This is a genomic window from Sphingomonas sp. SORGH_AS_0789, assembly GCF_031453055.1.
Classification (GTDB): Bacteria; Pseudomonadota; Alphaproteobacteria; order Sphingomonadales; family Sphingomonadaceae; genus Sphingomonas.
Genome location: NZ_JAVIYV010000001.1, coordinates 2211757 through 2238182, shown reverse-complemented (window position 1 = coordinate 2238182; position 26426 = coordinate 2211757). Strand labels below are relative to the sequence as shown.

At 62.8% G+C, this 26426-nt stretch carries 18 protein-coding genes and 1 pseudogene; 16 read left to right on the top strand and 3 right to left on the bottom strand.

Going from position 1 to position 26426, the window contains the following annotated elements; all coding sequences use genetic code 11:
* Positions 1-36 precede the first annotated feature (36 nt).
* The 13 genes and pseudogenes from QE360_RS10300 (at position 37) to QE360_RS10240 (ending at position 20056) form a co-directional block, all read left to right on the top strand.
* Positions 37-1245, top strand: coding sequence for a cysteine desulfurase family protein (locus tag QE360_RS10300; RefSeq protein ID WP_309701310.1), 1209 nt, complete (start codon positions 37-39; stop codon positions 1243-1245).
* Positions 1242-2144, top strand: coding sequence for a DUF4007 family protein (locus QE360_RS10295; RefSeq protein ID WP_309701307.1), 903 nt, complete (start codon positions 1242-1244; stop codon positions 2142-2144). The genes QE360_RS10300 and QE360_RS10295 overlap by 4 nt, the downstream gene beginning before the upstream one ends.
* The gene (locus QE360_RS10290) at positions 2141-5314 is read left to right on the top strand and encodes a hypothetical protein (protein ID WP_309701306.1); all 3174 of its coding nucleotides are present in this window, start codon (positions 2141-2143) and stop codon (positions 5312-5314) included. The genes QE360_RS10295 and QE360_RS10290 overlap by 4 nt, the downstream gene beginning before the upstream one ends.
* Positions 5311-6129 carry a phosphoadenosine phosphosulfate reductase family protein gene (locus QE360_RS10285; protein ID WP_309701304.1) on the top strand — a complete coding sequence of 273 codons (819 nt, stop codon included), beginning with the start codon at positions 5311-5313 and terminating at the stop codon, positions 6127-6129. The genes QE360_RS10290 and QE360_RS10285 overlap by 4 nt, the downstream gene beginning before the upstream one ends.
* On the top strand, positions 6126-7928 hold the full coding sequence (locus QE360_RS10280) for a hypothetical protein (protein ID WP_309701301.1): 1803 nt from the start codon (positions 6126-6128) through the stop codon (positions 7926-7928). Before QE360_RS10285 ends, QE360_RS10280 begins: the two co-directional genes overlap by 4 nt.
* The gene (locus QE360_RS10275; RefSeq protein WP_309701298.1) at positions 7925-9499 is read left to right on the top strand and encodes a hypothetical protein; all 1575 of its coding nucleotides are present in this window, start codon (positions 7925-7927) and stop codon (positions 9497-9499) included. Before QE360_RS10280 ends, QE360_RS10275 begins: the two co-directional genes overlap by 4 nt.
* Positions 9500-14965 (top strand): FtsK/SpoIIIE domain-containing protein, encoded by a 5466-nt coding sequence (locus QE360_RS10270; RefSeq protein WP_309701297.1) that lies wholly within the window; start codon positions 9500-9502, stop codon positions 14963-14965. It abuts the gene before it with no gap.
* 3 nt (positions 14966-14968) lie between these two features.
* Positions 14969-15421 (top strand): hypothetical protein, encoded by a 453-nt coding sequence (locus QE360_RS10265; protein WP_309701294.1) that lies wholly within the window; start codon positions 14969-14971, stop codon positions 15419-15421.
* A 29-nt stretch (positions 15422-15450) separates the two neighbouring features.
* A complete protein-coding gene (locus QE360_RS10260) occupies positions 15451-16836 on the top strand; it encodes a DNA phosphorothioation-associated putative methyltransferase (protein ID WP_309701292.1) in 1386 nt (461 codons plus the stop codon).
* Positions 16837-17127: 291 nt separating this feature from the next.
* Entirely contained in the window at positions 17128-17502 is a 375-nt protein-coding gene (gene tnpA, locus QE360_RS10255) for an IS66-like element accessory protein TnpA (protein ID WP_309701290.1), read from the top strand.
* Positions 17499-17852: an IS66 family insertion sequence element accessory protein TnpB gene (gene tnpB / locus QE360_RS10250; RefSeq protein ID WP_309701288.1), complete on the top strand. Its 354-nt coding sequence runs from the start codon at positions 17499-17501 to the stop codon at positions 17850-17852. Before tnpA ends, tnpB begins: the two co-directional genes overlap by 4 nt.
* A gap of 43 nt (positions 17853-17895) precedes the next feature.
* Positions 17896-19457, top strand: a pseudogene (tnpC, locus tag QE360_RS10245) (IS66 family transposase).
* Positions 19454-20056 (top strand): plasmid pRiA4b ORF-3 family protein, encoded by a 603-nt coding sequence (locus QE360_RS10240; RefSeq protein WP_309701287.1) that lies wholly within the window; start codon positions 19454-19456, stop codon positions 20054-20056. Before tnpC ends, QE360_RS10240 begins: the two are co-directional and overlap by 4 nt.
* Positions 20057-20078: 22 nt before the next feature.
* Here QE360_RS10240 and QE360_RS10235 read toward each other — a convergent pair whose 3' ends face one another.
* Positions 20079-22190 (bottom strand): peptidase domain-containing ABC transporter, encoded by a 2112-nt coding sequence (locus tag QE360_RS10235; protein ID WP_309701283.1) that lies wholly within the window; start codon positions 22188-22190, stop codon positions 20079-20081.
* A 49-nt stretch (positions 22191-22239) separates the two neighbouring features.
* Between QE360_RS10235 and QE360_RS10230 the strand changes: the two genes are divergently transcribed.
* Together QE360_RS10230 and QE360_RS10225 are read left to right on the top strand one after the other, a co-directional pair.
* Positions 22240-23493, top strand: a complete 1254-nt coding sequence (locus tag QE360_RS10230; protein WP_309701281.1) for an HlyD family efflux transporter periplasmic adaptor subunit — start codon at positions 22240-22242, stop codon at positions 23491-23493.
* Positions 23494-23595: 102 nt separating this feature from the next.
* Positions 23596-23952 carry a hypothetical protein gene (locus QE360_RS10225; protein ID WP_309701279.1) on the top strand — a complete coding sequence of 119 codons (357 nt, stop codon included), beginning with the start codon at positions 23596-23598 and terminating at the stop codon, positions 23950-23952.
* A gap of 442 nt (positions 23953-24394) precedes the next feature.
* Here the strand turns inward: QE360_RS10225 and QE360_RS10220 are convergent, their stop codons facing one another.
* Both QE360_RS10220 and QE360_RS10215 read right to left on the bottom strand, forming a co-directional pair.
* Positions 24395-24580 carry a hypothetical protein gene (locus QE360_RS10220; protein ID WP_309701277.1) on the bottom strand — a complete coding sequence of 62 codons (186 nt, stop codon included), beginning with the start codon at positions 24578-24580 and terminating at the stop codon, positions 24395-24397.
* A gap of 284 nt (positions 24581-24864) precedes the next feature.
* On the bottom strand, positions 24865-25173 hold the full coding sequence (locus QE360_RS10215; RefSeq protein ID WP_309701275.1) for a hypothetical protein: 309 nt from the start codon (positions 25171-25173) through the stop codon (positions 24865-24867).
* 317 nt (positions 25174-25490) lie between these two features.
* Here QE360_RS10215 and QE360_RS10210 point away from each other — a divergent pair, with 317 nt between their 5' ends.
* Complete coding sequence (locus QE360_RS10210) at positions 25491-26411, top strand: hypothetical protein (RefSeq protein WP_309701273.1); 921 nt, start codon at positions 25491-25493, stop codon at positions 26409-26411.
* Positions 26412-26426: the final 15 nt, after the last annotated feature.

The window sequence follows — 26426 nt, the reverse complement described above, 5'->3', positions numbered from 1 at the left end:
GCCGTTCGATGACCCTGAAAGGAAAGGAGGAAGTGCATGGCAACATTGGCAGAAACGTCGTGTAGCCCTGTTTCTTTCGCGCCCGGCGGCGATCATACTGTCGTCAATCTGGACGCCAACGCGAACGCCGCTCCCACGGCGGCGGTTCTTTCTGCCGTCGTCGAAGCTATGACTAACGGCGCCGGCAATCCGTCCAGCGGCCATCTCGCTGGCGATCTCGCGCGCGGTATCGTCGAGCGGACCCGCGACTCCGTCGTCGCCCTGCTCGAAGGCGCTTTCGAGGACGGCGTTGTCTTCACGTCGGGCTGCACCGAGGCCAATAACACGGTGCTTCGCGGTATGGTCGGCCATACAGCTCAGACTCTATTCGTATCCACAGTCGAGCACGCCTCCGTCCTGAAGGTCGCCCTGCGTCTCGCCGTCGAGTTTACCGAGGTTCGCTTCGTGCGTGTCGATGCGGATGGTGTCATAGACCTCGGCGAACTCGAGGTGGGTCTGCAGGGCAGTCCCGATCGGAGCCTGATCTCCATCCAGACCGCGAACAGCGAAACCGGGGTCATCCAGCCTGTTGCTGCCATCGCCGACCTTGCCCGCCGGTACGGCGCGATCTACCACGCCGATGCGGCTCAGTCGTTCGGCAAGATCCGAACCGTACTTGGTCGTGGGCATGGGCCCGACGTGATCACCCTGTCGGGCCACAAGCTGCACGCCCCCGCTGGTACGGGCGCCATCGTGAGTGCCGACGCCGAGATCGAGTATGCTCCCCTGATCGTCGGTGGTGACCAGGAGCATGGCCGTCGAGCGGGCACCCAGAGCGTGCCGCTGCTGGCCGGCCTCGCGGCGGCCTGCGAGCAGAGGGGCAGTACCTTAGACGAGGACGTCGCAATGATGTCGATGCTGCGGGACAGGCTTGAGTCCGGTATCCGTACCCTGCTGCCCTGGACAGTGGTGAACGGGGTGGCGTCACCTCGACTGCCCAACGCCTCGAACATCCGGTTCGTCGGGGTCGACGGCATGGCGCTGGTGGCCAACCTTGATGCAGAGGGCATACTTGCGTCGCAGGGGTCGGCCTGCTCCAGTCGACGTCCGGAACCCTCTCACGTCCTGACCGCGATGGGGCTGTCGGAGGCGGACGCCTTCTCCAGCGTCCGCTTCTCCGTATCACCACTCAACACCCTGGAAGAGATCGACCACGCCGTGCAGATAATTGTCGCCGCAGCGACCCGCCTGAGGGGCGGCCTGTGAACCAGCCGTCCGTCCGCTTCCAATACGGCGGTCACGTCACTTTTCCCGTTCGGTACGGCTGGCTGCCCAAGGGGCTGTCGCAGATGGCCCGTGAGGGCACCTTCGCGCCCTCGACGGACGTCGCGGATAGTCTTGGGCTCGGCTCGAAGATGGTCGAATCCCTCGCGTTCTGGCTATCCGCTATGGGGCTTTCGGATGTTCCGGGCGACGACGCCAAGCGTGCGGGCAAGAGTGCGACCGGGATGGCGAAGCTAATTTCCGCAAACGACCCCTACTGCGAGCTTCCCGGAACGTGGTGGTTCCTGCACCTCGCCCTTGCGCGCCGGGAGGGGACGGTCTGGTCCTGGTTCTTCAACGACTATTCCGAGCGGATATTCGATCGCATCGGCTGTACCGACTCGTTCGTTCAGCATACAAAGGCCAAGGCGCTGCGTCCCGCCAGCCAGGCGATGGCGACCAAGGACGTATCTTGTCTTCTCAGTGCCTACGCGTCGCGGCCTGGCGTCGACACCGTCGACCCGGACGACGTCGGAGCCTGTCCGCTGCGGGAACTAGGCCTCGTGATCAGACATGAGGCGGTAGCGCGCTTCGAGCGGAGCCGTGCCCCGATTGGCGTGCCGCCCGAGGTATTCCTCGCCTGCGTGTCTCTGCTGTCCGAAGAGACTGAGAAGGACGCGCTGAGCCTGCGCGAACTCGCGACCTTGCGCCGTGGTCCGGGCAGAATCCTGTGCGCTGGTCTAGACTTCGTCGAGGAAATGACCGGCAGGGTCGGGGGCAAGGCCTTCCGCGGCGTGACCGTCGACACGTCGGCGGGTGAGCGTCGGCTCGAGGTGCCGTCGCGCAGTGTCACCGAATGGCTTGGTGACTTCTACCGCCGCGTAGGGGGAGCCGCCTCGTGATCGACGCCGACTTCTTCCGCTCGCTCAACCTCGTCGAGGATCTCGCCCACCCCGAGCGTTTCGCCCACTACCGGCCTACTCGGCGAGCGCTGCCCATCGTCGAGGCGGTCGTCACGCCCGGTTCCGCCACCATGGTGATAGCGCCGTACGGCAGCGGCAAGAGCCTTGCCGCAGGCGTCGGCGCGCTTCAAGTCAGGAACGACGCGAGCGGCCGTCCCGTAGTTGAGGCGATAGCGGCACGCATCAGTGACCTCGACGCGAACCTAGCGAACGCCGTCGTCGGGCGTTCGCGATCGGCCTCGTGCGGTGCCGTCGTCGTTCTCTCCGGCCTGGTGTCCGAGCCGCTGGCAGAGATCGCGACTCAGCTCGGCATGAGCCATGCGCCAAAGTCCGTGGAGGGCTTCAGCAAGGCCATGCGCGAGGGCAGCTGGGATCATGTCGCGATCGTTTGGGACGAGTTCGGGCGCCATTTGGAAGGGCTTGTCGCCGAGGGACGGTCCAGCGAGCTCGATCTGCTGCAGCGGCTGGCAGAACGGGTGTCGCGTGCTTCCGCGCCAACGATGAGCCTGACGCTTCTGCTCCACCAGAACCTGCTGGCGTACGCGACCAGGCTGAACGAAACCTCTCGCACCGAGTGGCGCAAAGTGGAAGGCCGGTTCCGGTCCATCCGCATGGTCGAGGACAGTCAGGAATTCTACCGGCTGGTGGGTTCGGTCGTGGAAGGCTTGCGACCGGAGGATGTGCCGGTCGCCGCTGTTGCCGACGAGACGGTCGCGGCCGTAATCGCCGCACGGTGGTTCGACGGCGTCGACGACGTCGCAACCGCCCGCGAGATACTGGAGACGGCGCGACCGCTGACGGCGGGCGCGCTTCAGGTCCTTCCCACCCTCGTCGCCCGGGTCGGCCAGAACGAAAGAAGTCTGTTCTCTTTCCTGCGCGAGATGAACCTCGCCGAGACGGTTGGCATCGAGGCCGTCTATGAGGCCTTTTCCGACGCGATGCGGACGGACGTCGGCATTGGCGGAACCTATCGTCGTTGGATAGAAACCGAGAGCGCTCGGTCCCGTGCCCGCGAACCCATCCAGCGGGAGATCCTGGCAGCAGCGTGCCTTCTTCAGCTGGGGGCTAGCGGCGAGCGGCGGCGGCTGCCGCGCGCCGTCCTAGAGCTTGCCGTCGGCGACGGCACGATGCCCGCCGCGCAGGTGACGGAAGCGATCGACGACCTCATGGCGGCGCGTCTACTACTATGGCGGCGGCACAACGACGACGTCGCCGTATGGCACGGAGCCGACATCGACGTCGCGCACCGGGTACGGGAAGAACGCGAACGCCGCTCCGCCGACTTCGACATCCGCACCTTCTTGGAGCAGCGCTTCCCAGCACCGCATCTGCGCGCACCCGGCCACAACGCAGAATTCGGCGTTAACCGGTTCCTCGCAGGCCGGTACGTCTCGCCGAACGAGCTGCGTCAAGGTCTGTCCGTCCCGACTGAGGCCGGCGCCATCGCCTACGTCGTCGCCGAGGATCGGAGGGCGATCGAGGAGGCAGTCGACGAAGCGAAGCGCCAGCGTCCGGGGCGCACCATTGTCGTCGTGCCCGACCGACCGCTCGAACTCGAAAGCGCGGCGCGTGAGCTCGTCGCTATCGAGGCCCTCCGCCAGGACGAGGAGTTCATCGCTTCCGATCCGATGGTCGTGACGGAGATCGACGAGCTCCAGTCGGTCGCCTTCGGCCAGCTGGCGGTCCTGCTCCGCGGTCTTCTTGATCCCCGCGGTCTGGCATCGACGTGGATTGCGGACGGTAAGGTGCTCGACGTCACCGAGGAAAAGCCGGGCACGATGGCGGCCTCGCGGCTGCTCGGCGGATGGTACAGCCAGACGCCCCGGATAGCCAACGAGCAGCTGATGCGGGCCACCGCATCGCGCACCATGCAGACGGCGCGGGTGCGCGTCGTACAAGCCATCCTAGAGCGCGGGGATCGCGAACGCCTCGGGTACGAGGATGGCGACCGAAGCGCCGAGGGTTCGATATACCGCACCGTGATCGAGAACACGGGTCTGCGCCCGGCGGGGGCAACCCGGTTCGCAGACCCGATGGAGATCAAGGATCCGGGTCTGCGCGAGGTCTGGATGCAGATCATGGAGTTCTTTCGTGTGCCCACCAAGCCGGGCTGCTACCGGGGCATGTCGGAGCTGGTCGCGGATCTCGAGGACGTCACCACCGGCGTCCCCCGCGCCGTCATGCCGATCCTCGTGGCGGCAGGATACAGCCACTTCGCCCGCTCCGTCGCGATATACCGCGACGGCACGTACGTTCCGGACATCATGGGTTTCGGCTTCGACGCGATGGTCACCTATCCCGAGGGCGTGACGATGCGCGTCGAGGAGCCGACCGATGCGCTGCGCGAGTATCTCTCCGCCCTCTGCTACGTACTGGTGCACGAGCGCCCAGCGCCGCATGCGGAGCTGATCCGGGCGGCTCAGGACGCGGTGCAGAAGTGGCTTGCCACCGTATCGGACGGCACGCGCCGCTCGAATCGGCTGACCGATGTGGCGCGCGCGCTGCTGCGCGTGTCGACGGCACCTGCCGATCCCGTCGACATGCTGATTCAGCACATCCCGGCCGCCTTCGGGGCGAAGAAGATCGGACCTGACGTCATCGCTCGTGTGGAGCGGGCGAGAAACGAGATCGACCACTTGCGGGAGGCATTCGCCGACGAGGCGGTAGCACTTCTTCAAGAGGGGTTCCGAACAGGCTCTGAGGCGGGCGAGCCGGTTCTAACCGTGAAGACTTGGGCGGACTGTTTCGACGTCGCGACGCTAGAACGCCGCGGCGATCTGAAAATTGTCGATCGCTCTGTGCTGCGCAAAGCAGTGGAGACCGCGGAGGGGCGCTTCTCGCCAAAATCGCTGGCGAATGCGCTGAGCTCAATACTGCTGCAGCGCAGCCTGGATAAATGGGATGACCGTACCTCATCACAGTTCCGAGCGGCGCTGCGGGAAGCGCGGGCACGCATTGAGGCCGCGGCGCTCGATGTCGAGAGGCCAGCCGCTGGGCTTCGCCCCATTGTGGAAGCAAAAGTCCGCGAGCTGAATGAACTACTTGTCAGAATCGACGGAGGTGACGACAAGGGTTCAAAGAGCCGCGTGGCTGCTGGGAGCAGGAAATGAACGTCGCAAGTGTAGACGATGCCGTACGTGATACAGAAGCACGGCATATCGTGCCTGTCTCTGGGGGCAAGGATTCGTCTGCGCTTGCAGTATACCTGAAGGAGCGCAATCCGGATGTTCGGTTTGAGTACGTCTTTTCCGACACCGGAGTAGAGCTACCCGAGACCTACGACTATCTCGATCGGCTCGAACACGTTCTGGACGGGAAGATCCATCGGGTGTCTGCGATGGATCTGTTCGACATCGCCGAAAAGCCGGGGCGCACGGCGTTCGACATCGCCCTTTACGAGCATTTCGCGGGCTTCCTCCCAAGCCCGCGCGCGCGCTGGTGCACCCGCATCATGAAGATTGCGCCGTTCGAGCGCTTCGTCGGCACCGACCGAGCGTATTCGTACATCGGCATCCGGGCGGACGAGAACCGCTCGGGGTATCTCGGCAGCGGCACCGCCGGTGCGAAGCCGGTCGTGATTTCGGAACAGCCAAACATCACACCGGTATACCCGTATCGCGACGATGCGATCGACATCGCCGAGGTGAACCGGATCCTCGACAGCGCCGGCCTTGGCCTGCCCGAGTACTACGAATGGCGCAGTCGGTCGGGCTGCTACTTCTGCTTCTACCAGCAGATCGGGGAATGGCAGGGCCTGAAGGAACGCCATCCCGAACTGTATCAGAAGGCCAAGGCCTATGAAGGCATGAAGCGGGGCCGCAAGTACACCTGGGTAGATGGCCGATCCTTGGACGACGTCGAACGAATGCCGAGACGGGCCGTGTCGGCGAAGGCGGAGGACGGCTGCGCCGTGTGCCACCTGTGACGCTCGAGCTGAAGCAGAACCCACTGGTCGACTTCCTGCGCTCCTACGGGCCGCTCCCCTCGTCGAACGCGCAGTTCGACGAGCACGTGCAGCGCACGGCGAAGCGCAAGAACGTTCAGCCCATCACCGTGACCGCACCTCGAGTGGAAGAGGTGCTAACGGCCTGGCAATCGGCTTCTCCGCCGAGCATCGTCCTGACAGGAACGGCCGGAGACGGGAAGACCTACACTTGCCGCTCCGCTCTCGAGAAGGTTGGGGCAGATATGAGCGAGTGGGGTACCGCGAAGGTGCTCGATGTCTCTCTGCCAACCGGTGGAACGGTTAGGGTCGTCAAGGATCTCGCCGAACTGGTCGACGACGAGAAGGCTGAAATCTACAAGGTCTTCGCGGCGTCCGTGTTCGGCACTTCCAACATTCCCCTGCTGATTGCGTCCAATGACGGACAGCTTGTCGCTTTTGTAAGGCAGTTCGCCCATCTACATCCGCAGGGCGATCAGCTGGACGAGGCCATTCGGACCATGCTCGTCCGGGAACGGCCGGACTCCCCCGGCCTGGCGCTCCGTCTATTCAATCTCAGCAGGCAGCCTCATGACCTGCTGTTCGACGAGGTCGTCAGGGCCATTGTGGAGCATCCGGACTGGGAGCGGTGCTCGGGATGTACACTGTACGAAAACTCGACGTGTCCGATCCGGCGGAACCTTGCAGTGCTCGCCGACTCCTCGGATCCAGGTCTGCGTGTTCGTCTGGGTAAGCTGATCCGCCTGGCGGCTCTAAACGACACCCATCTACCCGTCCGCCAACTGCTGCTGCTGTGTTCCAACATCCTACTGGGTGATAGCGGCGCGGCAGGCCTCATCCGCTGCACCGATGCGCACCACCTTGCGCCCGGTGGCGAGACGGCGAGGCGGGTAAACCCCTTCCGTAATCTTCTCGGTCTGAATTTCGATGCGGCCACCCGCCAGCAGTTTAGGGCGTTCACCGTATTCGATAGCTTTGGGCTCGGACGCGAAACCCTCAACGCGTTTGACGAGCTGATGATCGAGATGGAACCCGCCCAAGCCTTCGTTGAATTTATGGCGGCCGACGGACATCATGGCGACGTGCTGCTTGCGACGCACCGGACCCGATATCGTGCTGCGCCCGCGGAAGTGGACATGGCCGTGCTGCACGATGCGCTGGCCGACCAGCGCAGGCGGCTCTTCTTCGTGCTGCCGGAAGGAGACGAACGCTTGAACCCGTGGCTCCTGACGATCTTTACGGGCGGCGGCGACTATCTGCGGTTCGCTGACGGTCTTGCCAGCGGTGCCGACACGGGGCGCATGCAGCGTCACCTGATCACAGGTCTGAACAGGGTCTACACCGGGCTAATGGCCGACGACGACGACAAGCTCTGGCTGACTGGGCCTGCAGGCTACACACAGAGCCGGCAAGGCAGAGTCCTCGACACGGCGGCGCCGATCAGGCTCGGGGCTTCGCCGCAGGAGAGGCTCAGCGTCGACTTCGATGCCAAGGGGACGAATGAACGTCCCCGCATGGTGATACGGCGCGATGGCAACGAACTCACCGCGATCGACCTAACTCCCCTCCTGTTCGAGTACCTCGTGCGGATTCGGAACGGCAGTCTCCCCTCCAGCTTCTCCCGCCAGTGCTTCGAGGAGCTGCGGCAGTTCCGTCTCCGCTCCGTCGCCCGGCTGGCTAAGGAGGGTCTGCTCCCGCCGGAACCCACCGAGGTCACCCTGGTGCGTCTTCCTTCGAATGGTCGGCTGGCGCTCGCCCCGCTGCCCCTCGGTGCCGCATGACCGATATTGCTCATTTCAAGGTCGAGGGTGCACTCGACGTCCCCGAAACGGCTCAGCGTGACTCGTGGGGCGTAAACATCGAGCAGATGATCTGGGGGCATCGCCTCATCAACGATCAGTCACCTTGGCTTCTCCTGCTCGAGACGATCGCCATCATGGCTGCGCGGGCCAGCGACAAGAACAAGGGAAGCATATTCCTGCCATTGTCTGGCAAGCACGAGAAGTTCTCGTACGACGTGCCAATGCGTGCGGACCTGCGCAGTCTCCTCTTCCAAGATCCCGTCCTCGACAGGATCGCCGCCGACGGCGACACGCTGTCTGACGAGGCCAAGTGGGAGAAGTGGCGCGGCAAACGTAGCCCAGCGGAAGTCGCTCATCTTCGCGAGCGCTTCGACAAGTTCTCGTCCTTCCACGACGCGGTCGATCTGCTGCGAGCCGCGGTAGTCGAACCAGAGCGCGGTCGCCGCGCCACCTCGCGGCACCTGATACCAGGCGGAACTGACATGCTGACTGCCGACTACGGCATCAGCAAGAAGACGGGCAAGGTCACCAGCGATCGCAAGTTCTTCGCGCGTGGCGGCGAGATCGTCTTCCTGATGCTGAACCGCAGCAGCCTTGCGGAGCGCGTAGAGGAACTGGTCAGGAGGAGGCTGCTCGTCGACACGGGGCGATGGAACCGGGTTGCGAAGCTGCTTCAGAAGCCGAGCGAGCCGACCGAGGAGGTGGACGCGATCCAGTACAGGGTGGGCTATCTCCCGCTCCCGCACCACTTCGTCTACGATCGACTCGCCGAGGACTGGGCGGCCATTCTGAGCCTCGAGCAGCTGCCGGACGATCAGCTCGCCGAACCTCTGATGCGCGTCACCGGCCTCCATGTGGCGCGCTATATAGTCGAGCGCTCCGCCGAGGTGCTCGGCCGACGCCAGGATCAGCCGATGCCCGTCGACATGGCCATGACCAGCGCGGGCGGCCTGCGACGGGTGTCCCGAGAGCGCTTCCAGCTGCACCGGGAGCTCTCACGGCTGGCGATCTCGAAGACCGTCGACGACTTCGCGGCCAGCGATCCATGGCAGCAGGCCGGGGCAGCAGGCGATCCGACGGCCAGGCGGAAGCAGCTGCTGTCGGAGGTACTGTCGTTCAAGGTCGACCAGAAGACGACCGATCCCACACGCATGATCGAGGAGCTTCGCGAGGAGGCCCTCGCCAAGCACGCGAACCACCTCGGGCAGATGCTCGGGGTTCAGGCGGAGCGAATCGGGCTCGCAGTGAGCAGGGTCGGACAGGGACGATGGTACGCCGCGAACAACGGCTTCCTGGAAGCGCTCGTCCTGGCCAACGTGACGGCGCCTGTCGAACTGGAGCGCTACCTCGAGACGATCTGGGCGCGCTACCGACTGGTCATCGGACCTGCCATCGGCCAGCGCGAACTCGGCACCGACGCCCCGTTCGAACAACTCCGCGTGAACCAGCGGGTCTTCGAGGAACGCCTGCGCATGCTCGGCTTCCTCGAGCGCCTTTCCGACGACTGCGCCTTTGTGCGCAATCCATACCATCAGGCCGACGGCAAGTAGATGACCACGCAGAGCGCACACGCCCCCGCTACCACCGACGAGATTCAGTCGTCGTCTCCAACCATCCTTGAGGCGCGTGACGACGCGATCCTCGTCGCGAAGGTGGCGGCGCAGCGCGTGCGGCGGGCGCTGCTCGCAAGTCCCGACGAACCAGTCCTGTTCGCGGTGTTCGACTTTGATAAGGACCAAATCCGCCGAATCCTCGAGGCGATCCACGCGCTGGAACCTGCAGCTCGAATTGCCATCCATCCCGATCTGGTGAGTGGAACCGTCCGCAAGGAATGGATCTCGGACGAGCCGCTCACCCACTGGCGCAACGTCGAGCGGACCGACTCCGACCGTGCGGTGGTGTCGGCGGTCGGCAACGAGGCGCTTAACCGATTGGGCGAGACTGCGGCCACCATCTATCGCATCTCTCCCGACCACCTGAAGGCGGACGTGGACGCGTGGTTCGATGCCAGCCTTCACCTGAGGTCTCTGGAACCGCGGCATCAGGACTATCTCCACCGCGCCATCAGGGGGCTGCTACGCACCGACATCCCGACGGGCGTCGCGACGTTCGCGAAGTTCATGCTCGAGCTCGACGACGGGGTAGACAAGCAGGCATCCCATAAGGCGCTCAATCGGGCGCTGACGGTGCTGCGTATGCCGCCCGAGGCTCCGAGCTTCGCGCCGCCAGGTGACCGCGGGCGACTCACTTCTCCGGAGTCCTGGGCGACCCAGCTGAGCGAACTCTACAATCGAGTATCAGACGTCGCCTACCTCAGGAACGACAAGGGATCGCCCCTCGAACGCCCGGTGCTGCAGTCGCGGTTGGACAAGCTCATACAGGAAAGCGAAATCCAGCCCGACGACGCTGCGAAGTTCCAGGCGCTTCTGGATGATGGCGACATTGAGCCCGGAGTCTGGACGGAAAGCCAGGAGGGTTTCGTCACCCTGAAGTGGTCGACGATCCAGAAGGTGATTAAGACCCGCAAGACGAACAAGGAGGCGCGCCTGGGTCAGGCCACGATGGACTATGTCGATCGTGAGGCCACAGGCTCGCTAAGTGCGGTCGACCGCGACATCCTGGAGCGCCTGGACGAGAGTCGCCCGGCCGACGCGGCGGAGACGGCCCTGTACGGCCGCCACCGCACGCGGCTGGAGAAGGACCGCAAGCTCGCGAGACGCTGGGAGCAATTCATCTTCCGCGAGGTGCGCGCCCACGCGGATCTTGAGGTCGGGCTGCTGCGCTCGACATACGAACTCCTGTCAACGGCCGCCGTGGACATGGCGGATAGGATCGTCCTGTTCCGCCTTGATAAGGCGAACGAGCTCGATTTCTGGCGTCAGCACGTTCTGGAGGCATCCGTCACGCTTCGCGACCGCTACCGGGGGCTCGACGGGATTACTCCGGACTTCATAAGGATCGACTGCGGCATCTGCTGGACGCGCGACTGGGCGGGCGAGATCGACGCGGTCAGCGATCACCAGGGTAAGGACGCCGAGTTCCGATTCGAGGTCTACCTGCTCGGCAAGGGCGACTTCCTGCCGGACGGCGCCGTCGACCCGACGAAGCTGGACCATGCGGTCAAGACGCAGATGATCTGGACCCCGACCGTACGCGGTCTCGGGGTCAACTTTCCCGACCACCTTCGTGCGGTCGCACCGCCGGATACAGGAAAGGTCCAGCTGCTCTGCGGCCGGTTCTCGCGGACCGCCAAGGACACCGTGTCGGGGCCTGCCTCGCTGAAGCTCGCCGACCGGGAGACCATCAGCGACGTCAACGCGACCGACGGAGGGCAGCTGTTCGATCCGAACGATCCGACGTCCGACATGGGAGCAAACTTCACCAGTGGGCTTGCGGACCTGTGCGCGAAGAACATCGTCTCGCCATCCGGCCGCTCGGCCATCGAGACATCATACGCGGCGTTCTCCGAAAGCTATGGCGAAGCCGTAAAGGCGTTCATCGGCGGCAAGGGCGCGATGGAAGACGCCGTGATCGAGCAGGCGCGGCGATACGGGCAGCTTCTCCACGCCCTGCGTACGCATGCATACAGGGACGCGTGCAAGCGCGTACTCTGGACGCCTGTCATGACGATCGGGATCGCGCTGTCGCGCAATTCCCCGGGCGCCATCGTCACGCCGCTAGCCCCCTTCCGCCTCGCCGAGATCGGCCTTCGCGCGCGCATGCTGAAGGACAGCCTCGATACGGTGGCGTCGGGTCTCGACGATAAGGGCCTGCGCTCCTTCGTCCTGCGGGCGGAGGCCGACCTGCAGCGCAGCTGGTTCAGCGACTTCGCCGTGCTGCAGACTGGCGAGAGCGTCTTCGTGGCGATGACGGAGAATCAGTTCCTAGCCGACTATTCGTACGTCGAACCCGCTGCAGCCCCCGGAACGGCAGGCGAGGAGCAGGGCGCGCATACGAAGCAGGCTGCAGACAACCTGATGAAGGTGCTGTCAGAGCATCTCGATCTCCACCCCCACAACGCAGCCAACTTCTCGGTGGTGCTGTACAATTCCGAGAGCCGTGACCTTCCCTCGGCTGTCGCGGAGCGCCTCGCGCGCCGGGTAGACGAGGACACGCGGTTGCGCTGCGACCTCATTATCGCCAGCGACGACCGCAAGAGATTACGGCAATTGTACGCCGAGCAGAACGTCTCGATCGGACGCGAGCTCGACTCAAGCGGCGGCGCCGACCTCACCAAGGAGTTTCTGTCGAACCTGCGCGTCGGCATCGGGGACGTCGAGCAGCTCGCCACGTCGGAGCACGACAACAAGCCCCTCGACATCGCCTTCCTCCAGGACGTGTTCGCTCGAAACGCGGGAACCCACTGGCGACGCTGCGCCACCCGCGCCGGGTGGCCGGACGTCGATCTGTCGACCCGTGCGGCGCCGTCCCGCCGCCTGGTGCACGGAGCAGGGGAGAACCGGACGCGCATGCTTCTGGCATCGCCGACACGCCCCGAATGCGTCCAGCGCTATCTCGATCTGGCGATGGAGCTTGCATCGAGGGAGACGGACGACCCCGGTCGGAGCGACCACTGGGAGCCCGTGCGTGAGATATCGTTCGATCACGACGAGAACGCCAAGATAATTCGCCGCGCACACGATATCGCCGATTGGGTCGTCACGTTCGACACCATCGCGGACCGCAGGCTGTTCCGGCAGAATGGAATCAGCGTCATCCGTTCGGTGCCGATCGAGGAGGTGCGTCACAACCTCGTCGTGTCGACCTGCGCTCACAGGCGATCGCTGTCGAAGCGGCTTGCCGAGATGCTCGCGGACGTCACGGCTCGCGTACCGCACGACGAGATCGATCTCGCCAGAACTCTGATCGATCGTGCGGCGGATCTGTCGGGCCAGATCGTGCTTCGGGCGGCCAACCGGGACACGGCGGCACTGGAGCTTATCGGCCTCAGCCTCAGCGAGCAGCTGATCCGGAGCTCGGTCGGCGAGCACGGGCAGATGCTTGCCTGGTTCTTCCTCGACGACTTCAAGACGCGCTTCGGGCATCTGCTGAGCGATCCGGTCGCGGACCTGCTTCTCGTCAGCTCGCGCGAGGTCGATGGCAGAGACGTCGTTACGCTGACGGTCGTCGAATCGAAGTACGTCAGCGCCGACGGCCTGATCCCAGCCCGAAGCAAGTCGCGTCAGCAGACCGAGTCGTCCATGAATCGCCTGCGTGCCCGCTATGGCAACGGCGCGGACCGGCTGAATGCGGCAGCTCACGCTGCGCAGCTCGCCGACCTGCTCGTCGAGCACGGCAGCTTCGAGGAACGCGAGGACGGGGATCGGCTGCTCGAACGGATCGCGCAGATACGGGCGCTTGACGTCGAGATTGAGGTGACAGGAGCATCCCTAGTCTTCGTGCACGACGAGGATGGTCCCGTCGATCCTCCCGTCATGGACGACGGCTTCTTACAGATGTTCTTCAATCGACCGGCCATCGCTTCGCTTCTGGAGGACGTACGCGGCGGCGGCGGTTCCCCTCCGCTGCCGAGTCCTCCGTCGCCGCAGGGTCCGCCCTCTGCGCCAGACGGCGACGAAGGCGATGATCGGACGTCTTACGGTCCGCCGCCCACTTCTTCGTCCACGGCGGCCGGAAGCTCACCCGCCGACTCCCAACAGGGATCGGTCGAAATTGACGACGACATGGTCCTGTCGACGCTGGCAGCCGCACCATCGACGGGGGCAGAGCTACCGTCTCCGGACATCCTGCCGGAGGAAATCCTAACCTACTCCAACGACGCAGCGAGTGGCGAACCTGCATCGCAGCCCGCCGGCAATGTCGTTCTGAACGGAGCGTTCCGCAGCGGCGTCGCAAAGCTACTTGCGGAGCGCCCGATACCCCCGGCGGAAATTGCGGGTCAGGAATGGCTGCAGGCGACGGAAAGAAGACTGAAGACGGCGCTGAAGGGGTATGGCCTTACGACCGAAGTGGTCGGGTCACGTCTGACGCCGAATTCCGCATTGATCCGCTTTCGCGGAAGCGACGAGATGACGACCGATCTCGTACAGAAGCGGACTTCGACGCTGCTCACCTCGCATGGTCTCGAAATCGTCGCGGTGCGGCCAGCCAAGGGCGAGGTGGTGGTTATGGTCGCGCGCGATGACCGCATCACTCTTCCAACCCTCGACGTCTGGAAGCGCCGGGCACTCCCTGCAACGGCGCCGTTCCGGAACACCAGCTTCGTATTGGGCGAGCGGGAGGATACGGGTGAAATCCTGTACCTGAACCTGGGCGGCCCCTTCGCGGGTCAGCCGCAACACGGACCGCACACGCTCATCGCGGGTGAGACGGGGGGCGGCAAAGGCGTCTTCACCGCCAACCTCCTCCTCGACATTTGCGCGACAAACTCGCCGACTGCGGCACGCATCCGACTGGTCGATCCCAAGGCCGGGATTGACTACGGCTGGATCGAACAGGTGCCTCATCTCGACGGACCGATTATCGTGACCGCGGAAGAGGCGATCATCGCCCTCAGGGATCTCGTGGGAGAGATGGAGCGACGGTACGCCGAGGTCCTAGCCCCATCCAAATCGCCCAACCTCGACGCATACAATGCCAAGGTCGACGAGCAGCATAGGCTGCCGCGCATCTATTTCTTCCATGACGAACTTGCCGACTGGATGGCGGACAAGGCGGACGGACAGTATCGCGACGCCGTCTCCGAATACGTGGTACGTCTCAGCGGCAAGGCGCGTGCGGCCGGCATCCACCTGTTCCTGATTACCCAGCGACCTGACAAGGATGCTCTGCCCGGTCTGATCAAGGCGAACATGAACAACAAAATAGCCCTGAAGGTGTCGAACAGGGTGAACTCGCAGATCATCCTCGACGAGGGAGGAGCCGAAGGTCTGCTTGGTCACGGCCACATGATCGCCCGCCTGGCCAATCAGCCTGGCGGCCTGATCTACGCGCAGGCCCCTTACCTTGACCCCGAGGAGGCGTCCGCCGTGGCCCTCGGGACGACGAAGGCCTGACCGTTGGGAGTCGGCAAGTCGGTGCGCGGAGCCGTCTACGTGCACCGGTCGGCGCTGCACCTTCTCGACGGAAGCAAACAAGTCGCCGTCTTTCGTGCCCAAGCTCTATATGACGGCGACTGGAACGTGGCTCGCATCGAGGCCCACCGCATCGGCCTGCTTCTCTACCGCGACTTCGATCGCGATCCCTTCCCGGCGCTGGCCCGGTCCTGGGTCCTTGCCGAAGGATCCGCCACGGCAGCCGAGACCGACTATACGCATCGGATCAACCCGCCGATACTTCACAGGAAAGAACTGCTGGTCGCCGACGACCATCCGCTGCGCGCCCAATGGGCGGAGCTCACGTCGAGCCTGGTCGCCGCATCGGCGTTCATGGATGCGCATCGCATCGGGACACGGCGTCAATGGGCATCGCGCCTCGACATTCTCGGCCTCCACGTGGAGGGCTGGCCATGACATCGCACGGGATTGCTGATGGGCCAGCCGTGGCCCGTCATCGCACCGCCATGGTGCGCCATCATCTCTCCCAGCCCATGTCTTTGCTCGTGCGGACAGGCGTCATCCGGCCTGGCGTCAGCGTCTTCGACTATGGTTGCGGTCAGGGCGACGACCTTCGCGGTCTTACCGCCGCAGGCGTCGAGGCATCGGGATGGGATCCTCACTTCGCGCCTGACGCTGCGATCATGCAGGCTGACATCGTCAACCTGGGCTTCGTCCTGAACGTCATCGAGGACGAGCGCGAGCGATCGACGGCGCTGGAGCGCGCCTGGACACTCGCGGGTCGCGCCCTCGTCGTTTCGGTCATGATAGTGGGCGCGGTCCCGGTCGATGGCCTGAAGCCCTTCCGCGACGGCTATCTCACGTCCCGGGGCACGTTCCAGAAATACTACCAGCAGGACGAGCTGCGAAGGATCGTCGCGCATGCGACGGGCAGCGAGCCGGTAGCGCTGGCGCCAGGGATCTTCGTCGCCTTCCGCAAGCCTGAGGACGAGCAGGAGTTCCTGCTCGAGCGTCGAAGAGGTCGACGCGCCTCGACGGCGGCTTACGCGAGCGCGCGGCCGCGCGCTTCGCAGTCGACCGTCCCCCTCATCGAGCGAATTCAGGCTCCACTCGAGGCGATCACGGCATTCGCGATCGATCGCGGACGCATGCCCCATGCCGACGAGCTTCCATCGGGAGTTCACAACCGCCTTGCGCAGGAGAGAGTGAGCCTGTCCCGCGCAACCGACGCCGCGAAGGACGTGATCGACGAGGTAGCCTTCCGTTCCGCCGCCGTGGGGCGGCGCGAGGATCTGCTCGTTCATCAAGCGCTGAACGTGCTCAATCGCACACGTTCGGCAAGTCGACCAAGTGCGTCGATCGTGCGCGACATCCGTCACCACTTCGGCAGTCAGCAGCAGTTCGCCGAGCAGGCACTCGAATATCTGCACGCGCTGGCAGACCCGTCGCGGACGGCCGAAGCGATGGTCAAGTCGGCCGAGAAGGGACTCGGCGCGCTGGACGAGGATGGGCGTCTGGTCATCGATGGCGACAGGGTGGAGCAGCTCGAGGGCGTGCTTCGCTGCTATCACGGGTGTGCCGTATTCTTCGTCGGCGAACTCGGGCAGGACCATGTCGCAAGGCTGGATCCGGTGCGCAGGCAGGTCTCGCTCTTCCGCCTTGAAGACCGACGGAGCCCGTTCCCCGTCGTGACTGATACGGTAATGGTCGATCTGAAGCGCCAGAACGTGATCATACGGGACGAACGTAGGATGCTCGTGCGAAAAGCGGACGTCTTCGGCCTGTCCAATCGATCGCGTCAGCGCGGTGTGGAGCGCGACCGCCGCGCCGCCGAAGGCTGGGCCAAGGAGAAGGTGCTGGTCAGGCTCTGACCGTTTTTTTGACCCGACGAGCGAGCGCGCGGATGCATAAATAAGAAGCAGGCGGTTAGTCTGAAGACGGATCTCATGCCGAAGGATGGCGGAACGAGGTGGCGACGTATTCCGCCTCTCCGGTTCTCATTCAACACCACAATGCTACGAGGCGAACTGCGCCGCAAACGTAAGCGTGTTCAGCAGGCCGCCTTGCTGTAGCGCCGGTAGCGGGGATGCTTTCCGCCTTTGACGAGGGCGCGGGCGGTGCGGGAAGTTGCAGGTTCTGCGACCAGTTATACGAGCACTCGTATGACTGGTCGGATAGAGGTGGTCGGCCGGGTGTCGGGTCGACGGCGGTGGTCGGACGCGGAGAAGCTGGAGATCCTGGCGGAGGCGTTCCGGCCGGGGGTTCGGGTCTGCGATGTCATCGCTCGTCGCGAGGTGTCGAGTAGCCTGATCTATACGTGGCGCAAGCAGTTGCGCGAGGGCAAGCTGGCGGGGGTCGTGCCGTCGTTGCCGGTGTTCGCCGCGGTACAGGTGGCGGAGTCGCCCCCTCCAGCACCGGAGCCGGCGCCATGTTCATCGGGGCTTATCCAGATCGAGCTGCCGGGTGGCGTGCGGGTGAGCGTCGACGGACACGTGGATGCGGGCGCGCTGGCACGGGTGTTGTCGGTGCTGCGGTGAGCCCGGAGCCAGTGCCGCTGCCGACGCGGGTGTTCCTGGCGTGCGGTGTGACCGACATGCGCAAGGGGTTCGATGGCCTGGCGGTGCTGGTGCAGCAGGTGCTGGCGCAGAACCCGCATTCGGGTGCCTTGTTCGCGTTTCGCGGCAAGCGGGGGCATCTGGTCAAGCTGCTGTGGTTCGATGGCCAGGGACTTTGCCTGTTCTCGAAGCGCCTCGACCGGGGTCGCTTCGTCTGGCCGGTGACCGCGACCGGTACGGTGACGCTGACGCCGGCACAATTGTCTATGCTGCTGGAGGGCATCGACTGGCGTCGGCCCGAGCGGACGTTCACCCCGACGCTGGCGGGGTAGGAACGGCGGTTTTTCGCCACTTTCCCTCGCTCGCCGACATGCAATCTGCTATGGGAACAGGGTGTCGGAAGCGCCCGTTTCCCCTGCTGATGCCGTCGCGCGGATCGCCGCGCTGGAGGCCTCGCTCGCCCGGGCCAATGCCGCACTCGCCGCCCGCGACCTGCTCATCGACACCCTGCGCGGACAGATCGCGCGGCTGCGACGGATGCAGTTCGGCGCGTCGTCCGAGAAGCTCGGCCGCGAGATCGAGCAACTCGAACTGGCGCTGGAGGAATTGGAAACGGAGCGTGATGCGCCTGTACCCGAGGGGGCCGACAGCGGCGTAGTGGCACGACCGGTGCCCGTTCGCAGCCTGCCCGGAAATCTGCCGCGCGAGGAGGTCGTCCACGAGCCGCTGTCGGGCGCCTGCACCTGTCCGGACTGCGGCGGTGCGTTGCGGCCGCTCGGGGCGGACGCGCACGAGATGCTCGACATCGTGCCAGTCCGTTGGCGGGTCGTGCGCAACGTCCGCCCAAAATACAGCTGCCGGGTATGCGACAAGATCGTCCAGGCGCCGGCGCCGGTCACCGCCGTGGTACGCGGCAAGGCGACCTTCGCCACGCTGGCGCACGTCGTCGTCTCCAAGTTCGACCACCACCTGCCGCTGTACCGCCAGGCCGAGATGATGGCGGCGCAAGGCTCGACATCGACCGCTCGACGCTGGCGGGCTGGACCGGACAGGCCGCAGTGCTCCTCGACCCCATCGTCAGCCGTATCCGCGACGAAGTCCTCAAGGCCGACAAGATCCATGCCGACGACACACCGGTGCCGGTGCTCGACCCCGGTCGGGGCAAGACCGCGACCGGGCGGCTATGGGTCTACGCGGCCGATGACCGGGCATCCGGCGGCACGGCACCACGTGCGACCTGGTATCGCTTCACGCCCGACCGTACTGCCGCACACCCGATGGCGCATCTCGCGGGGTTTCGCGGTTTCCTCCAGGCCGATGCCTATGCCGGCTATGACGGGCTCTACCGCAGGGGCGTGACCGAGGTTGCCTGCTGGGCGCATTCCCGGCGCAAGGTCTTCGACCTCCACGAGCGGTCGCCCACGCCACTGACCACCGACATCCTCGAACGCATCGGCACCCTTTACGCTGTCGAGGCCGAGGTCCGCGGCCAGCCGCCCGACGTGCGGCACCGAACCCGGCAGGAGAAAAGCCGGCCGCTGGTCGATGAACTGCGCGCGGTGCTCGACGCGGCCCTGCGTCGTCTGTCACCGAAGTCCGACATGGCCCGGGCCATCGCCTATGGCACCAAGCGCTGGCCGGCGCTGTTGCGCTTCCTGGGCGATGGCCGCCTCGAGATCGACAACAACATCGCCGAGCGTGCGCTGCGCGGTGTCGCGGTCGGACGCCGAAACTGGCTGTTCGCCGGCTCGCGCGCAGGTGGCGAGCGGGCCGCGACCATCTACACCGTTATCCAGACGTGCAAGGCAAACGGCGTCGACCCGCACGCCTATATCGCCGACGTCATCGCCAAGGTCGCCGGCGACTGGCCTGCCAGCCGATGGGACGAACTCATGCCGTGGAACTGGTCCCTCGAACCTGCCAGACTGGCGGCATGAGCGCCGAGACCATCGCCCGCCTGCACATCGTCCTCGACGACATCGAGCCCGCCATCTGGCGCCGGGTCGACGTGCCGGTCACCGCCAGCCTCAAGATGCTTCACGACATCGTTCAGGCCGCAATGGGCTGGGAGGATTGCCACCTGTGGCATTTCGAGGCCGGCGACCGGCGCTACGGCATCCCCGACCCGATGTGGCCGGAGAGCGGCATGACCGCAGCCAGGAACGTGAAGCTCGCGACGCTCATCGACCGGGGCGTGGCGGAACTCGTCTATACCTATGACATGGGTGACGACTGGCGGCACACCATCACCGTCGAAACCGTCGGCCCCGGCGAACCCGACGTCAAATATCCGCGCTTCATCGACGGGGAACGGCGCTGTCCGCCCGAGGACGTCGGCGGCTTGCCTGGGTTCGAGATGTTCCTCGACGCCATGGCCGACCCCGGCCACGAGGAACACGACCGCTTACGCGAATGGCATGGCGGCCCGTACAACGCCGACGACTTCGACGAACGCTTCACCCGCCGCGCCGTCGCGGCCATCGCCATCCGCCGCCACGCCGGCAAACTGGCTTACCAGAAGAGCCGCGCTCAATAACAAGGCGGTATACTGGCCACGCTTACGCTTGCTCAACGATCGCCCCGTTTTCAACCCATATCGTCCTAGACGCGCCAAGAGTAGCGCCCTCTCGGTGAGCGACCACAACACGGGTGATGGGTAATGACCGGACAACATCCATTACGGCGGTTTCCGACACGGGGTCTAGATTGGCGGTACCTTCGTCTAGAAATAGGATCTCTGGTTCTCGATAGAGCGCGCGTGCCAGAAGAATCCTTTGCCGCTGACCAGCTGAAAGATTCGTTCCCAAGTCTCCTGTGAATGTCTGATAACCCATTGGAAACTTCATGATCTCATCGTGAATACAGGCGTCCTTGGCTGCTTGCTGAATGCGATCATCGCTCCCCGAAATATCAAAGAAGGATATGTTTTCTGACAATGTTCCAGAAAAAAGCTGATCATCTTGAAGGACGGCACCGACCATGGATCGGTATCGGGACACACCATACTGACGGAGCGGAATGCCATCGACTTTGATTTCACCGCTGTGGGGATGCTCGAAGCCAAGAAGCAGCTTAACAATTGTAGATTTGCCGTGGCCTGACGGTCCCTTTAAGCAGATAAAGTCCCCTTTATGGATATCCAGTGATACACCCTTTATTACATCGGGCTCATGGTCGGCATAACGAAAGCTCACGTCATGTAAGGTGATGACGGCTGGCGACCGAACATCGGCCATCAACTGAACGTCAAGCCCTGGCTCCTCTTCGGTATGGATAACGTCTGCAAGTCTTTCTAGATGAATCTCCAAAGTTCTAAATGAAAAGAAATGCGCAACAATCGAATTCGCAGAACTCCCGAATTGTGCTCCATAGGCCTGAAACGCAAACAGCATTCCAAGTGTCAACTTACCTTCTATAACAAATTTTGCACCAATGAACCAAATGATTATCTGTTGAAATCCGATTAAGAGCGATACCCCGCTGCCGCCCCAAAGACCAAACTTTGACAGCGCGGCGCTATTGTTGATCAGCTTTGCTTGTTCGTTCTGCCATATTGTGATGCGCTCATTCTCTTTCCCAAAAAGCTTCAGCGTCTTTGCGCCCCTTATTGTTTCCAGGAAAATAGTCTCAACATTCGAGCTGATATGGATTCCTTGAGTCGTTAGCCGTTTGACATGACCAAATGTTCCCAGCCGGACGAGAAGGTAGATGGCGACACAGGATAACTCCAAGGCGGCAAGCTCAAAAGAATAAATGGTCATCATTGCGAGGGAAACTATAGCAATTAAAATATCGAGCATCGCCGATGGTATGGTGTTCAATGCGAATGACTGAATGGGTGATAGCGACGAGAATCTTGAAATGACGTCTCCGATGTGTCGCTTTTCAAACCATGATACAGGGAGGCGCATTGCATGCCGCAGCAGGTTCGTCTTTGCCTGAAATGCTATTTGGGTAAAAATGTAAAGGCCGATGAAGCCTTGTGTCAATTTTATAACATTTGTCGTAATCAGCAGCAGGATCATGCCTATGGCCAAAACGCCTAGAAGATCGGCGTCGCCTTTCGTGATCGCTTCATCAACCACCAATTGACTCAGCAGCGGGGTCGCAAGTGCAAATAACTGCATTAGCGCGGCTAGAAAAAACATCTGCACAATCGAGGATGTGAAACCCCGCATTCTACTGGCGAGATCTGACAGGCGTACGACTTCGGGTTTTTTACGGCGCTCAAAATTTGACGATGGTGTAAATTCGATGGCAATACCCGTGAACGAAGAGCCGAATTCTGCGCTATCTACCCAGCGCGAGCCAGTCGCGGGATCATAGATCAGCATTTTGCCCCGGCGCTGATTGGCCAATACAACGAAGTGGTTGAAGTTCCAATGTAATATAACAGGCCCTTTGAGGCTGGCGAGCTTTGAAACTTCCACCCGAAGAGGTCGACCGGTCAGCTCCATAGCAGCAGCGACGTTCAAAATCCCACGTAGATTCATGCCTTTGGAAGAGATTGAGTAACGGCGGCGCAACTCTGCAAGTGAAACCTCATGTCCATACGCGCCGGCAATCATTGCAAGACATGCAAGCCCGCATTCGGCAGCCTCGGATTGTAAGATGAGACTGATTTTGCTATGATTTCTTTTGATAATCTGCCCGTCAGGCGAAACCAGCATTTATATTGTCCTATCGATGAGGCCTTGGCATAAAGGTCCTAAACGATATTTGGACTACCATCCGATGACACTTTTTCGGTCTGAGGCGATTAAAGGGCAGCGACGCGGTTTGATTGGTGATATCACAGTTCACCAGCCGACGAGTTTGCGCCTTGTGACCACTGGTTTGGTATCTCTTGCGGTTGGTGCGATCGCTGCCACGTCTATCGCCAAATTTGAACGCAAGGAAACGGCACTCGGCTGGGTGGTTCCCGAGAAGGGTTTGGCGGAGATCTACGCACAGCCTGGCGGGCTCCTTCAAGCGCTCGATATTCGCGTAGGTGATTATGTTCGCAAAGGGCAGTCGTTGGGAGCGATCGCGACCGAAACATATGGATCAAGCGGCTCGTTCAGCCGCCAGGGGCACCAGCAGATCGCCTCTGTCATTGCCGAGACGGATGCGCAAATTATCGCCGCAAGGGAGCGTGGGGAGCGGGAAGCGGCGAAGGCTCAGGAGCAGATTTGGGTTGCGCAACTCGCTCTGACGTCCCTGGCCGAGCAGCGCGATCTTCAGTCTACTCAAGTTCAATTGCTGCAAAAGCAGTTTGATGATGCAGAAGATATCGTAAGAAAAGGATTCATATCGAAGTTCGAACAGGATAAGCGCCGCCAGTCCATTCTTTCGGGTAGGCAGTCGTTATCTGCGGTCAACCAGCAAATACGAGAGCAGAAAGCGCAGTTGGTGATCCTTCGCACGGCTCAGAAGAATGCCCTGTCACAAGCAGCAGTTGAGCAATCACAATTGCGGGCGTCGCTGGCCAACCTTCGAACGACGGACATGAATATATCTGAGAAATCCGGGAGTATGCTTCGCGCGCCCGTTAACGGAGTGGTAGCTGCGGTCAATATGCGTGTGGGCGAGGCGGTTAAAGGTAATCTACCAGTGGTGTCGATCGCACCGATCGGAAGGCTAGGCATTGAGTTGCTTATGCCCACCCGATCTTCCGGTTTTATAAGTCGAGGGCAGACCGTGAGAGTCTTTGTCGACGCGTTTCCTTTTCAACGGTACGGTGCTTTGACCGGCAAGGTGGAGCAAATCAGCCGCGCTCCGGTAATGCCTCAGGAGTATATGTCCCCGGTGAAATTCGAACTTCCGTCTTATCGAGTTTTTGTTCGACTCGATCAGCAAGCTGTTCGCGCATATGGGAAAATAGCTCCGTTGCAGACCGGGATGACCATAACGGCGAGCGTTGTTGCAGAGCGAAGAACGTTGCTACAATGGCTGTTCGATCCAATATTAGCTGCTCGTGGAAAAATGACATAGTGACCCATAAATGTGTAATATTAGGCTAATATGGAGTGCCTGCACTCGGCAAGGCACCAAAATGGTTTCTTGCGGAATGCGTTGCATAAGCGGGAGATTATTATGTTTCAGGATGGCGTTCGCGAACTGACCTTGGACGAGTATGACTTCGTTTCCGGGGGGCTTTCAAGTGCTGACAAAAAAGACGACCCGAATCAGTACGCCGATTTCCGCGATGATATTGTGGTGACCGGCCGCCGTAACGGATCGTCGACCATTGTATTCAATGCTCCAGCCGTGCTGACCACGGGCAACATTCCCAATATTCCGTTCAAAACGATCCCAGGCGAAGGCACAAACTCGAAGGTGACCCTCCCCAAGGGTACAACTGTTACCGGCACGGATGCCGATAACAACGGGATTCCTGATATCGTCGAGGATCTCGTGAAGGCTGGCAATCTCAAGTTCCAGAATCGGTGATCGATATGCAGAAATGGTTGAGTGGTTGTGTCGCCGGGTTCGCGATTGGGTTCGTTAGCGCGGTTCTCTATTCAACATATGGCATTGGACAGATAAATTATGCCGAAGTAGCTGTTTTCTTAGCAATTTTCGGCATTGCATCTGCGGCATTCGCATTCGCCCACCGGTCCAAGCGGGAATTAGTGAATTGATAATTGATGGCACCCATCACAGTGTAACACCGGTGGTGGGTGCCACATTTCACCGAGTTATATTAGGCGTCGTGGACAAAGGGCAGCCAGAGCAGGACTGAAGCGAGGCTGACGAAGCCGATGTAAGATTCGGCAGTTTTGTCGTATTGGGTGGCGACCGTCGAGCGGCTAGGATCGACGCACACGCAGCCTTCATTCTGGATGCGATCGAGGCGAAGGACGACATCACGCTTACCGAGTTGCAGGTGCTGCTAGCCGAGCGCTGCACTCCAATTGGGATCGGCACGCTGTGGCGGTTCTTCGTCCGGCATCGGATCACGCGCAAAAAAGCCGCGCACGCCACTGAGCAGGACCGCCCCGATGTCCTGAAGTGCCGGGAAGAGTGGTTCGATGGCCAGCTCGATGCTGAAATCGGTATCGATGCGATAGGCGATCATCGTCTATCCTGCGCATACTAGGCATAGGCGCGATTGCTTTCCGAACCGTCGAGGCTCGCCTTGCCGGGCGGCCGGTGGCGTGTACCCGCCGGCCAACCTCTGCGCGAGGCAGCGGGCAAGGTACTAGAGTCGAACGAACCGAGCGTCGGACGTAGACCTCATGGGTCGGAGCCCGACGATGGCCTTCCGGTCGCCTCGATGCACGTGGCGCGCGCCGTCACCGCCGATCTCAGCCCAATGGCACGTTACCGGACGTTCGAGTCGAGGTGACCGGAGGACCGTCTTCAACGGAATGGCAGCCAGGCGCCGGAATTGCCGACTTCCCCGAACCGTACTTCTTCGATCGCGAGATGCGGGTCGCCGTACCCGCCGTCGTATCGCCCGAGAATGAAGGCGGGCAGCGGAACGCGCCGAGCTTCGCCGATCCACGCCACCACCGGATCGTCCTCGAAAAGACCCCTGTCGTTGCACCAGATGTCGTTATCGGCGTCGTAGGCGACGCAGTCCCATTCCTGATGACCGCCGATGATCTCCGTCGGCGCGCCTTCGACCCGCGTGATGGTGAGGTTCCTGTCTATGCGGTACGCGCCCATGCCGTGTCTCCTTGTACCCGGGACATGGCACGCATTCCTTGCATCATTCTCTACGGGTTCAAGCGGGCTCGGCTCCGCGTGACGTCGGATCTCAAGCGTCGGCCCGACGAGGTTGGGCACCCAGGGCGGCGGCATATGCAGCCAGTCGGGCGGCACGCTCTTCGAAAGACGATCGACCCTAGCCACACCTGAAGCATCGCGCCCCCGCGATGCGCTCCCCGGCGGCCGACCGTCGGAACCCGACGTGCGTGGGCAAGGCTCTGCCTCTCCAGCACCGCCCTCCCTTCGCGGGGCAAATCAAAAGAAAGGATCGAAAAATGGAAGAGCTCGACATGTCGGGCGTCGACCCCCTGCGTCGCGCGGAGGTCCGTCGTCGGATAGGCGTCATCAAGGACTTCATCGGCATCGCGAAGCCGAACGATGCCGACCGGAAGAGCCACGCCGATCGCCTCGACCTTAGCGTCGGCCAGTTTCTCGCACTCGTCCGCGCCTGGAAGGAATATCGTCGACCCTCCGCCATATCCGGCTCGGGATTCACCAAGGGTAAGGAGCGCAGGACCGGGCCCCGGCACCTCGCAGCCGAGGTCAAGCGTGCAGCGCGTCACGTGGTCGCGGGCCTGGACGCCGCCCTGACCTTGAACCAGACCGTTGCGGCCGTGAACGACGCGCTTGCCGAGCAAGGGCTCAACGCGCCGTCCCGAAGCACGATCTGGAACATGGTCATGGATGCGCGAAGAGACCGCGTCGTCAAGACGGCCGACGACGTGGTCCTCGTCTCCCGCTGCTGGATCAGGCTACCGATCGCCGCGTCCGACGGCGCGATGTCCTATCCCGAACTCGTCCTGGCCGTCCGGCCGTCGACAGGTGCCATCATCGCGGCTTCGATGGGGACGGACGAACAGGTGCCTGCCCGCATGGCGGCCGCGGTCCTCGAAGTGGCGCGCGATGCCGAGATCAGGGTCGAGAACGCCCTCGCCGACCCCTTCGAACTTGCGGGCGCGCGCGTGACCCGCCTGCTCTCGCACAACGGTCGGCGCGAACTCGCACGGGCGCTCGGCCGTGGCTTCGGCCAGATGCGCATCGTCTACCAGCCCGCCCGCGCGGTCGATCCGGCCGAGGTCCTGCGGAACACCAAGGACCAGCCGCTTACGGCGAAGGACGCGCGTGACGTCGTCGCCGACCTCCTGCTCCGCCACAACGCGGCGCGGCAGGCGCCGGCGGCAACCTGGGTCGGCTGAAATAGCGCCGAAGGA

Bases quoted from the DNA above. Each gene is read 5' to 3' on its own strand.
- QE360_RS10300 (WP_309701310.1), top strand. From the start codon at position 37: ATGGCAACATTGGCAGAAACGTCGTGTAGCCCTGTTTCTTTCGCGCCC.
- QE360_RS10285 (WP_309701304.1), top strand. From the start codon at position 5,311: ATGAACGTCGCAAGTGTAGACGATGCCGTACGTGATACAGAAGCACGG.
- QE360_RS10275 (WP_309701298.1), top strand. From the start codon at position 7,925: ATGACCGATATTGCTCATTTCAAGGTCGAGGGTGCACTCGACGTCCCC.
- QE360_RS10270 (WP_309701297.1), top strand. From the start codon at position 9,500: ATGACCACGCAGAGCGCACACGCCCCCGCTACCACCGACGAGATTCAG.
- tnpA (WP_309701290.1), top strand. From the start codon at position 17,128: ATGACTGGTCGGATAGAGGTGGTCGGCCGGGTGTCGGGTCGACGGCGG.
- QE360_RS10240 (WP_309701287.1), top strand. From the start codon at position 19,454: ATGAGCGCCGAGACCATCGCCCGCCTGCACATCGTCCTCGACGACATC.
- QE360_RS10235 (WP_309701283.1), bottom strand. From the start codon at position 22,190: ATGCTGGTTTCGCCTGACGGGCAGATTATCAAAAGAAATCATAGCAAA.
- QE360_RS10225 (WP_309701279.1), top strand. From the start codon at position 23,596: ATGTTTCAGGATGGCGTTCGCGAACTGACCTTGGACGAGTATGACTTC.
- QE360_RS10220 (WP_309701277.1), bottom strand. From the start codon at position 24,580: ATGATCGCCTATCGCATCGATACCGATTTCAGCATCGAGCTGGCCATC.
- QE360_RS10215 (WP_309701275.1), bottom strand. From the start codon at position 25,173: ATGGGCGCGTACCGCATAGACAGGAACCTCACCATCACGCGGGTCGAA.
- QE360_RS10210 (WP_309701273.1), top strand. From the start codon at position 25,491: ATGGAAGAGCTCGACATGTCGGGCGTCGACCCCCTGCGTCGCGCGGAG.